This window comes from Micromonospora phytophila, from assembly GCF_023656545.1.
Classification (GTDB): Bacteria; Actinomycetota; Actinomycetes; order Mycobacteriales; family Micromonosporaceae; genus Micromonospora; species Micromonospora phytophila.
In genome coordinates, this window is the sequence record NZ_JAMOKF010000241.1 from 1 (window position 1) to 8,527 (window position 8,527).

At 72.0% G+C, this 8,527-nt stretch carries 11 protein-coding genes, 1 tRNA gene and 1 pseudogene; 5 read left to right on the top strand and 8 right to left on the bottom strand.

The window, feature by feature from the left end:
• Positions 1–213 precede the first annotated feature (213 nt).
• From NCC78_RS22995 to NCC78_RS23010, 4 genes are all read left to right on the top strand, one after another.
• Positions 214–552: a hypothetical protein gene (locus NCC78_RS22995; protein ID WP_250796980.1), complete on the top strand. Its 339-nt coding sequence runs from the start codon at positions 214–216 to the stop codon at positions 550–552.
• Between the two features lie 90 nt (positions 553–642).
• The gene (locus NCC78_RS23000) at positions 643–813 is read left to right on the top strand and encodes a hypothetical protein (RefSeq protein WP_250796981.1); all 171 of its coding nucleotides are present in this window, start codon (positions 643–645) and stop codon (positions 811–813) included.
• Between the two features lie 129 nt (positions 814–942).
• Positions 943–1,470, top strand: a complete 528-nt coding sequence (locus NCC78_RS23005) for a tRNA adenosine deaminase-associated protein (protein WP_250796982.1) — start codon at positions 943–945, stop codon at positions 1,468–1,470.
• A gap of 208 nt (positions 1,471–1,678) precedes the next feature.
• Positions 1,679–2,131: a nucleoside deaminase gene (locus NCC78_RS23010; protein ID WP_250796993.1), complete on the top strand. Its 453-nt coding sequence runs from the start codon at positions 1,679–1,681 to the stop codon at positions 2,129–2,131.
• Between the two features lie 21 nt (positions 2,132–2,152).
• Here the strand turns inward: NCC78_RS23010 and NCC78_RS23015 are convergent, their stop codons facing one another.
• From NCC78_RS23015 to deoD, 3 genes are all read right to left on the bottom strand, one after another.
• The gene (locus tag NCC78_RS23015; protein ID WP_250796984.1) at positions 2,153–2,620 is read right to left on the bottom strand and encodes an acyl-CoA thioesterase; all 468 of its coding nucleotides are present in this window, start codon (positions 2,618–2,620) and stop codon (positions 2,153–2,155) included.
• Positions 2,617–3,255, bottom strand: a complete 639-nt coding sequence (locus NCC78_RS23020) for a TetR/AcrR family transcriptional regulator (protein ID WP_250796986.1) — start codon at positions 3,253–3,255, stop codon at positions 2,617–2,619. The genes NCC78_RS23015 and NCC78_RS23020 overlap by 4 nt, the downstream gene beginning before the upstream one ends.
• Before the next feature lie 196 nt (positions 3,256–3,451).
• Positions 3,452–4,159: a purine-nucleoside phosphorylase gene (gene deoD / locus NCC78_RS23025; protein WP_250796987.1), complete on the bottom strand. Its 708-nt coding sequence runs from the start codon at positions 4,157–4,159 to the stop codon at positions 3,452–3,454.
• A gap of 75 nt (positions 4,160–4,234) precedes the next feature.
• On the opposite strand from deoD, the gene NCC78_RS23030 reads away from it, so the two are divergent.
• Positions 4,235–4,321 (top strand) — tRNA-Ser (locus tag NCC78_RS23030).
• Between the two features lie 86 nt (positions 4,322–4,407).
• Here the strand turns inward: NCC78_RS23030 and NCC78_RS23035 are convergent.
• From NCC78_RS23035 to NCC78_RS23055, 5 genes and pseudogenes are all read right to left on the bottom strand, one after another.
• Positions 4,408–5,637: a tyrosine-type recombinase/integrase gene (locus tag NCC78_RS23035; protein WP_250796988.1), complete on the bottom strand. Its 1,230-nt coding sequence runs from the start codon at positions 5,635–5,637 to the stop codon at positions 4,408–4,410.
• A 15-nt stretch (positions 5,638–5,652) separates the two neighbouring features.
• A complete protein-coding gene (locus tag NCC78_RS23040; protein ID WP_250796989.1) occupies positions 5,653–5,859 on the bottom strand; it encodes a helix-turn-helix domain-containing protein in 207 nt (68 codons plus the stop codon).
• 169 nt (positions 5,860–6,028) lie between these two features.
• Positions 6,029–7,801 carry a replication initiator gene (locus NCC78_RS23045; RefSeq protein ID WP_250796990.1) on the bottom strand — a complete coding sequence of 591 codons (1,773 nt, stop codon included), beginning with the start codon at positions 7,799–7,801 and terminating at the stop codon, positions 6,029–6,031.
• Entirely contained in the window at positions 7,801–8,067 is a 267-nt protein-coding gene (locus tag NCC78_RS23050) for a hypothetical protein (RefSeq protein WP_250796991.1), read from the bottom strand. The genes NCC78_RS23045 and NCC78_RS23050 overlap by 1 nt, the downstream gene beginning before the upstream one ends.
• A pseudogene (locus tag NCC78_RS23055) lies at positions 8,064–8,527 on the bottom strand (hypothetical protein); the annotation flags it as partial. The pseudogene NCC78_RS23055 and the gene NCC78_RS23050, both read right to left, overlap by 4 nt.

Consider the following 8,527-nt stretch of genomic DNA (forward strand, 5'->3'; position numbering starts at 1 on the left):
CGGGTGGTGGCGCAGCCGGCGGCCAGCACCGGCACGAGCAGCAGCAGGACCGGGTACGCCGGACGTGCGCGGCGGCGTCCGATCGTCGGCGAGGGCATCCGGTCATCCTGACAGAATCGGTACGGTGGAACGAGGAGCCGGGTGAGAGGGGGCGGGACGGTGACGACCGGAAGACCACCCTTCCCGCCCGACCCGGGCACCGTCGTCCCCCCGATGCCGAGGGTGCCCTCGGGGCTCTTCCCGGCCGGGCCACCCCCGCGCCCCACCTGGCGTGAACCGCACCCGGTCACCGGTGCCGGCGTCGCGATCGGCGGCGCCACCGCGACCGCCTGGCTGCTCCTCTTCGGCCTGCTCGGCGGCAGCGTGCGCGAGTACGCCTGGTGGACCTTGGTGGCCGGCGGGCTGGCCTGGCTCGCCGCGCTGGTGCTGGTCCGCTTCGGCGACCGGGGCGTCGCCACCGGGACGGCCATCGTCACCGCCGGCGGGTGGAGCATCGCCGCCGCCGTGGTGGCCGTCCGCTGGGCGACGAGCGGGGACTGGCCGCTCTGGTGAGGGCCGTCGCGCCACTGCGCTGCGTCGCGGGTCGGCTGCGCAGCGAAGCCCGTCTTGACGTGGCCGCCTCGACTCGGCACCCTCGGCGGTATGGCCTGGACCACTCCGCGGCTCGACCCTGAGCGCAGCCGCCGTCGCCTGCAGCTCCTCGCCGAGTTGGCGGGCGCCCGGACGGTACGCCAGCGCGACCGGCCGCGGCGGGTCCGCAGCGAGCGGCTGCGGGAGCTGATCGCCACCCGCCGCCGGATCGCCGCCGGCTGACCCGCCGACCGCCCGACTTTCACAGGATTGACCGGCCCTTCGGGGCGTTGACCGGTCGCCTGCCGACCCGACCGGCTAACGTGCACGCGTAACGGGTCGGCGGCTGTGCAAGGAAACTGTGGGGGGACCGTGTCGTACTTCGCTGCGGCCGTGGTGCGCGACGAGAGCGGCTGGACCGCCGCCGAGGTGAGCCTGCGCGGCGTCACCGACCTCGACGAGGTCGCCGACCGACTGCGGGACGTCGACCAGGACGCCGACGTGTCCCTGCTCTTCGTCGAGGCGGAGGACGCGTACCTGGTGATCCTGCGCCTGGACGAGGGGGAGGACCTGCGGGTCTTCGGCTCCGACTCGGCGTACGCCGAGGAGTCCCGGCTGGGTGCCCTGCTGGTCGGGGACCTCAAGGCCTCGGTCACCGGGCTGGACGACACCGAGGAGCCGCGTCCGTCCGGCGTCGGCGACGACGAGAACGAGCAGCCCGCGGTCGACCCGGAGGCCGACCCGGTCGGCGATGCGGACATCCTCGCCGACCTGGGCGTCCCGGGGCAGAAGCTGCTCAAGCTCTGCGCCCACGAGGGCATGATGCCGGCCGACGTCACCGCCGAGGTGTGCCAGGTGCTCGGCTGCGCCGACGAGGTCGAGGAGCTGCGTGAGGTCTGAACCGGGCGGCCCGTGGCCGGTGCCACCGGGCGGCGGGGAGCCGATCCTGCCGGGCGGCGGGGAGCCGGCCGACGCCACCGACCCGGCGCTGGAGACCGTACGCCCCGGGCAGCCGACGCCCGGGCGCGCCCACCGGGTCGGGCCGGGCGCCCACGAGGGGCTGGCCGAGGAGGGTGATCTGGGCCGGCGGCAGCGGCACGAGCTGTGGATGCGGCGGGCGCTGGAGGTGGCGGTCACCGGGCCGGACGCGCCATCGGCCGGTTCCGCCCCGGACCCGGTGGACGACATCCCGGTCGGCGCGGTGCTCTACGGGCCCGACGGGACCGAGTTGGCGGTCGGACGCAACGAGCGGGAGCTCACCGGCGACCCCACCGCACACGCGGAGGTGCTGACGCTGCGCCGGGCCGCCGAGCGGCTGGGCCGCTGGCGGCTCGACGGCTGCACCCTGGTGGTCACCCTGGAGCCTTGCACGATGTGCGCCGGAGCGCTGGTGCTGGCCCGGGTCTCCACCGTCGTCTTCGGCGCCTGGGAGCCGAAGACCGGCGCGGCCGGCTCCCTCTGGGACGTGCTGCGCGACCGTCGCCTCAACCACCGCCCCGAGGTCTACGCGGGAGTGCTGGAGTCGGAGACCGCCGCCGTCCTGCGCGCCTTCTTCCGCTGACTCCCCGCGCTCGCGGTGGGGTCAGGCCGGGACCGGGGCCGGGCGGAGCAGGGTGGCGGCCACCGCCCGCGCGGCGTCGGTCCACGGTGCGGGCCGCAGGGTCGCTGGGTCGAGCCGGACGATCGCCCGTCGGCCCTCGGCGTGCACCACGCTGCCGTCCACCGACCGGAACCGGAAGCCGTACTCGGCGCTGCTGGTGCCGAAGTGTTCGAGCCAGAAGTGCACCGCCACCGGGCCGGTGCCGGTGATCGGGGCCCGGAAGGTGATGGCGAACTCGCGGACCGCGTGGAACAGGTCGGGGGCGATCTTCCCGCCGCCCCGGAAGGAGACCCCGCGGTCGGCCCAGTACGGCGTCAGGGCCCGTTCCAGCAGCACCGCGTACCGGGCGTTGTGCACGATGCCCATGGCGTCGAGGTCGTCGAAGTGCACCGGGACGTGCTCGACGTGACCGAACTCGACGACGGGCTGGTCGACGATGGCGTGGCTCATGGCTGGCCTTCCGGTAGCAGGGTGGGATCGGTGCACGACGCCCGCAGGCGGTGCAGCACGCCCCGGCGGGCGTGCCGGTAGGCGGTGTCGGGGTCCAGCAGCCGGGACCGCATCGCGGCGGCGATCCCGAGCGCGTCGATCTCGTACGCCAGCTGCCGGACGTCCACGTCGTCGCGGAGTTCCCCGGCGGCCACCGCTTCGCCGACGAGTCGCTCCAGGAACGCGGTCCAGCGGTCGAACGCCTCGGCGAGCCGGTCCCGGACGGGGCCGGGTCGGGCGTTGTACTCGAACTCGGTGTTGGCGAAGAAGCAGCCGCCGGGGAGCACCCGGGCGGCGTAGAAGTCGATCCGGGCCTCGTGCAGGGCCCGGATCCGCCGGACGCCGCGCGGGGCGCGCAGGGCCGGGCCGACGATCCGCTCCTGCCACTGCTCCACCGCCCGGTCGACCGTGGCGAGCTGGAGCGCCTCCTTGGAGCGCCAGTGCGCGAAGAGGCCGGACTTGCTCACGCCGAGCGTGTCGGCGAGCTGCGCGAGGGAGAGCCCGTGCAGGCCGGCCTCGGTGGCCAGCACCACGGCGGCGTCCAGCACGGCGGTGCGGGTGCGTTCGCCCCGAGCGACGCGGCCGTCGACTGTCATGGGGAGAGCGTAATCAAAAAGACCGACCGGTCGTATTTATTTATTGCGTGACTGTCGTCACGAAGCCTTGGTCGTCGGATCGTGGGGCCCGGCGCGCGGCGGGCGCACGACGCGCACGCGGCGGGGCCGGTGGCCGCAAGAGCCGGCGCCGCCCCGCCATCGGGAGATGACGGGGCGGCGCGGGGAACGACGAGGGTCAGGCGATGATGGTGTCGAGGGCGATCTCGACCATCTGGGAGAAGGTCTGCTCCCGCTCCTCGGAGGTGGTCTTCTCGCCGGTCTTGATGTGGTCGCTGACGGTCAGCACGGTCAGCGCGCGGGCCTTGAACCGGGCGGCGATCGTGTAGAGCGCTGCGGACTCCATCTCCACCGCGAGCACGCCGTAGTCGGCCAGGGTGTCGTAGAGGTCCGGGCGGTCGGAGTAGAAGGCGTCCGCCGCCAGGATCGGCCCGACCCGCATGGTGATGCCGCGCCGCTCGGCCACCTCGACCGAGGTACGCAGCAGCCCGAAGTCGGCGACCGGGGCGTAGTCGATCAGCCCGTCGAAGCGCATCCGGTTCATGTTCGAGTCGGTGGACGACCCGATCGCGGCGATCACGTCGCGCAGCCGCAGGTCCTCGCTGAGAGCTCCGCAGGAGCCCACCCGGATCAGCGTCTTCACGCCGTACTCGTTGATCAGCTCGTGGGCGTAGATGGAGGCGGACGGCATGCCCATGCCGGAACCCTGGACGGAGACCTCGACGCCGTTCCAGCGGCCGGTGAAGCCCAGCATGCCCCGGACCGTCGAATAGCACGTGGCGTCCTCGAGGTAGGTCTCCGCGATCCACTTGGCCCGCAGCGGGTCGCCCGGCATCAGGACCCGCTCGGCGATCTCTCCCGGCTTCGCGCCGATGTGCGTACTCATGGCAAAGATCCTGCCAGGCCCGCTCAGGGCGCACCGGTTCGGCATCGGAACCCGCGGTCCTGTACCCTCGTCGGCGGTGGCGTGTCCGAGTGGCCTAAGGAGCACGCCTCGAAAGCGTGTGAGGGTTAACGCCCTCCGCGGGTTCAAATCCCGCCGCCACCGCTCCTGAGATGCGAGAACGCCCGGTTGGTCCGTGAGGATCCGCCGGGCGTTCCGCTTGTGGTCTCAGTTTTGGTCTCAGTTCGCGCTCAAGAGTCCCTTTTCGGGTCCTCGGCCGGGCTGTCCCAGAGCAGCCCGCCGACGCGCTGGGCGATGTCCCGACGGACCTGGGCGGTCAGGTGTTGGTACCGGGCGGCCATTGCCGAGTTGGACCAGCCCATGATGCCCATCACGGCCCGCTCGGCCACGCCGAGGATCAGCAGCACCGTGGCCGCGGTGTGCCGGGCGTCGTGCAACCGGCCGTCTCGTAGGCCAGCAAGCTTGAGTAGCCGCTTCCATTCGTCGTAGTCGGTACGCGGGTTGACCGGGCCGCCAGTCGGCGTGGTAAACAGCCAATCGCTGCCTTCCCAGAGTTGCGCGGCGGTGGCGCGCTCCTGGTCCTGCTCGTCGCGGTGCTTGCGGAGCAGCGCCACCAGCTCGTCGGGTAGCCCGATGCTGCGCCGGCCAGCTCGCGATTTGGTCTCGGCGGTGTCGGCTCGCACCTGGCGGCGGTCGGGGCAGTGCCCGCCGTGCTTCCGCCCGCATGGCGAGCGGCACCCGTGCTCCCATCTCGGCCTCTGCCGGCCGCGCCGGACGGTCAGCGTTCCAGCGTCCAGGTCGACATCCGACCAGCGCAGGCCGAGCGCCTCTCCTTGACGCAGGCCGAGGGCTAGCGCGACTGCCCACCGAGCGCTGTTGCGCCGACCTTCGGTGGCAGCCAGAAGTCGTTGCACCTCCGCGACCGAGTACGGCTCGATTTCGCTCTCGAGCAGGCGTGGGGGCTTGGCGAGGGAGGCAGGGTTCTTCGTCAGGTGCGCGCGGCGTACCGCCTCGTTGAGCGCGGTCCGGATCGTGCGATGGGCCTGGTGGGCGGTTGCCGGGGCGCTGCCGCTTTCCTGCATCCGTCGGTAGAAGCGCTCCAGGTGTTCCGGTTCCAAGCGCTCAAGCCGGTGCGCACCGAGCCCGGGTATGAGGTGTCGGTAGACGGCCACCCGGTAGCCGGCGATGGTGTTCTCTCGTACGGCCGGGGCGGCGATGTTCTCCACCCAGTGGGTCAGCCAGGTCTTCACGGTCCAGCGTTGGCCGGCCTTGCGAACAGCGCCGCTGTCCCGGTCCCGTTCAAGGAGTCGGACCTTTTTGAGGACCGCGGCTTCCGTCTTTCCTCGGACGTGCCGGCGGTCCGGTGATCCGTCATCCTTCACGCCGACGGTCACGCGACCGTGCCAGCAACCGTCGGCGCCGAGGTAGATGCTCGATGCTCCGTTGGGTCTGCGTCCCATCTCAGGCTCCTCTCGTCATGCGGCGCGGTCGAGGGGCGCGGGTCCGGTCAAGAGGTTCCGCACGTACTCATCGAGGCAGAAGGTGGGTACGCGGCGGAGGCGGCCGATGGTGACGGTGCGGATCTGACCGGTCTTGATGAGGGCGTACATGGTGGTTCGGCCGATACCGAGTTGCTGGGCGGCTTCCTCGATGGTGAGTACGAGAGGCTTCGAGGTCGTCATCGGTGAGTACCTTTCCGAGTCATCAGGGTGTGGGCTGACTGGGGTTCTGCCGGGGTATCCGTCCCTTCGCTGGTCAGGGCCGGAACGGCTTGTGCGAAGCCGCTCTGCGGCCTCTGGACGGTGAGCAGGTTCTGGCTTTTGCATTGGCATTCCTTCCGGTGACGGTGGGTTAGGCGGCGGGCAGGGTCGTGCTGCTGGTGCCGTGTTCGTGGGCGAGTTCTTCGCGTCCGGTGGCGCGTCGCTCGCGTGCCATCGCCGCGGCGGTGTTGGCGAGGAGGGCGTCACCAGAGCTGTGCCAGCCGACGCCGGCGAAGGTGAGCGTGCCGACGATGAGGGTGGTGTTGTCGTCGAGGTGGTCGACGGCCCGAAGGGTGCCGGTCTGCTCGTCGTTTTGGTGCTCGTGCCGGCGGAAGGCGACGCGGGTGTCGCGCAGGAGTTGGAAGGTGACGGAGTAGCGGCGGGCTTTGGTGAGGAAGTGGCCGCCGAAGCCGAGCATGTGTGCCCATCGCCGCAGTCGGGCGTAAGGGTTGGCCGTGGGTTTGCTGGCTGGTTGGGCGTCAAGGCTGGCTTGACGGGTGGCGACGCAGACGGGGCATGCGGGGTAGCGGGTGTGGGTGCCGCAGTTGGGGCAGGCCCACGGGTCGACGAAGCCGGGCGTGGGCCGGCGGTCGCGGGGCCGCTGGGAGAGCGGGACGGGTGTGCTGGTGGGTCGGCCGATGCGCCAGCAGGCGTCGATGAGGCGGGCGGTGTGGTCGCCGTCGGGGTCGGCGTAGTCGCCGATGGAGTCGGCGTCGAGCCTGATGGAGCGGTGCCCGGTTACCTCGGTGCTTTTGGTGGCGTACTTGGCAAGGTAGCCGGCGACCATGCTGTCGGTGACCTCACCGCGGCCGGTCAGGCTGATCGGACGGATGTCGACCTGCTCGCCCCAGGCGATGGGCCAGCCCTCGGGCCGGTCCGGGTGGCCGGGGGTGGCGAAGGCGACCTGCTCGACGGCGTGCCGGATGGCGTCTTCCAGGTCAGCGGTCGTGAAGCCGGCCGGTGGCGGCACTACGGCCGCCGCGTCGGTGGGATGCATGCCGTCGAGGCGGACCAGGGCGTGGAAGTGGACCGCTCCCCTTGCCTGGAACTCCGCCACCTTGCCGTGGGACAGCCGGACCGGGGGGACCTTGCGGGTGTTGCCGGCGGCGGTGACGACTTCGACCCGAGGTATGCCGCGGCGGCGGGCGAGTTTGGCGAGCCACCGTTCCGCGGCTTGCTTGGTGCGGTGCCACAACTCGCCGGAGAACAGGTTCCAGACGACTTGGTGGTCGTGGTCGTAGCAGTCCAGGCACAACGGCTGACCGAGGAGTTGGTCGTCGGGCTCGTGCCGCGCCCAGCACACGGCCGGGCGGCCATGCTTGCAGAAGCCGGCGTCGCGGCGGGCGTGGCACGGTTCGGGCCGGCAGTCGCAGCGCTTCCGATCCTGGCAGGTGTGCCGCTTGACCACACGGACGTGAACCGGCCCGAAGGACGGGGCGGTGAACGTGGGGAACACCGCCGGATGCTGGGCGACGGTCTCGGGGACGCCTTTGCCGCCGATGAGGCCGGCGCGAAGCAGTTGGTAGGCGTCCCGCTGGTACGTCTGAGCGCAGGATGGGCAGACGGTGGCCCGCCGGTTGCCGCACGCGGTGTAGATGGCGGCGTCGGGCATGCAGTCGGTGTCCCGCTGATCTAGAACCCGGCCGGTTGAGGGGTCGACGGTGAGGAGCTGGCCGGCGAGTCGGATTGGGCGGGTGCAGCCGGCGGCGGCGCGCACATGCTCCAGCCAGCCGAAATAGTCGGGGCGGGTGGCGCGTTCGAAGGCGGAGCCGGCGGCGGTGTAGGTGATGACGGGCGGGACTTCGGCGTTCGAGCCCACACCCCGGGCCGTGGCTCGGGGTGTGAGGTCCAGCGTCGAGGCCATCAGCCGCGAACCTCGGTGAGGTGGCGGGTGGTGATGGTGCGTTCGGTGACGATGACCCGGCAGGCGCCGCACTGACGCTTGGCCGGCTCGTGCCGACGACAGGGAACTTGGATGGTCTGTCCGCCGCAGCGGACGGTGACCGGCGCCCGGCAGGGACCGCCCGGGATGACGTCGACGACGGTCCGGCGGATGTCGAACGGGTGCGGGTCGGCGAAGGCCGGGCAGGAGTGGGTGACCTGCTCGATGTCGACGAGGTAGATGGTCATCGGGCACCACCGGCGATGGTGGCGAGGAGCTGCCCCGCGACGGCCGGAGCGACGTCGAGCCGGTCGGCCAGCTCGGCGGCGGTGATGGGCTGGCCGGTGGCCTGTTCGTGCTGCACGGCCGCGAAGCGGGCCATGGGCAGCAGGTGGGCAGGGACGTCGACCGGCTCCGGGGCCGGCACGGTGACAGGCTCCGGCTCAACAGCCGGAGTGACGGTCGGCTCGGGTGCCGGCGTGATGGCGGCCGGTGGTGCCGGCTCGGTGGTGACCTGCTCGGCCACCCGGACGCGGATCGGCTCGACCTGCTCGGCGGTGGGCGTGGAGTGCTCCGGCGTCGGTGCCGGGGCGAGGACGAGCTTGACCAGGGCCATGAACGCCAGCGCGGGGACGGCGGACAGGAGCCAGCCGGACGGGCCGGGTTTGGCGACGGCGAGTTGCGCGGCCAGGGACAGGCCGGCGGCGG

Coding starts and splice junctions, on each gene's coding strand:
- NCC78_RS22995 (WP_250796980.1), top strand. CDS start 214: ATGCCGAGGGTGCCCTCGGGGCTCTTCCCGGCCGGGCCACCCCCGCGC.
- NCC78_RS23000 (WP_250796981.1), top strand. CDS start 643: ATGGCCTGGACCACTCCGCGGCTCGACCCTGAGCGCAGCCGCCGTCGC.
- NCC78_RS23010 (WP_250796993.1), top strand. CDS start 1,679: ATGCGGCGGGCGCTGGAGGTGGCGGTCACCGGGCCGGACGCGCCATCG.
- NCC78_RS23015 (WP_250796984.1), bottom strand. CDS start 2,620: ATGAGCCACGCCATCGTCGACCAGCCCGTCGTCGAGTTCGGTCACGTC.
- NCC78_RS23020 (WP_250796986.1), bottom strand. CDS start 3,255: ATGACAGTCGACGGCCGCGTCGCTCGGGGCGAACGCACCCGCACCGCC.
- deoD (WP_250796987.1), bottom strand. CDS start 4,159: ATGAGTACGCACATCGGCGCGAAGCCGGGAGAGATCGCCGAGCGGGTC.
- NCC78_RS23035 (WP_250796988.1), bottom strand. CDS start 5,637: ATGGGACGCAGACCCAACGGAGCATCGAGCATCTACCTCGGCGCCGAC.
- NCC78_RS23040 (WP_250796989.1), bottom strand. CDS start 5,859: ATGACGACCTCGAAGCCTCTCGTACTCACCATCGAGGAAGCCGCCCAG.
- NCC78_RS23045 (WP_250796990.1), bottom strand. CDS start 7,801: ATGGCCTCGACGCTGGACCTCACACCCCGAGCCACGGCCCGGGGTGTG.
- NCC78_RS23050 (WP_250796991.1), bottom strand. CDS start 8,067: ATGACCATCTACCTCGTCGACATCGAGCAGGTCACCCACTCCTGCCCG.